Source organism: Pseudomonas sp. BP11-1-1 (assembly GCF_052112105.1).
Classification (GTDB): Bacteria; Pseudomonadota; Gammaproteobacteria; order Pseudomonadales; family Pseudomonadaceae; genus Aquipseudomonas; species Aquipseudomonas alvandae.
In genome coordinates this window covers 1-303 of record NZ_JAUTYU010000056.1, presented here as the reverse complement: position 1 = coordinate 303, position 303 = coordinate 1, and the positions used below count along the sequence as shown (strand labels likewise).

Sequence of the window (303 nt, the reverse complement as noted above, 5' to 3'; positions counted from 1 at the left end):
CCGAGTGATCCCAGTTGCTGCCACCGATGGCCGCGCACGTGCTGAACACTTGCTGGGCGTTGGCGGTGTTGGGCAGGTTGATGTTCAGTTCCTTGGCGCCTTGCAGGGCCAGGTTCAGGTCCTTCTGGTGCAGGCTGATGCGGAAGCCGGGGTCGAAGGTGCCCTTGATCATGCGTTCGCCGTGGACTTCGAGAATCTTCGACGAAGCGAAACCACCCATCAGTGCTTCACGAACCTTCGCCGGGTCAGCGCCATTTTTTGCGGCGAACAGCAGCGCTTCGGCCACCGCCTGGATGTTCAGGG

The 303-nt window shown here is 61.4% G+C and carries 1 protein-coding gene; it reads right to left on the bottom strand.

Annotated features, from left to right (window positions below; genetic code table 11):
• On the bottom strand, positions 1-303 hold a 303-nt coding region (locus Q7C33_RS28980; RefSeq protein WP_407684603.1), incomplete at both ends, for an NAD-binding protein.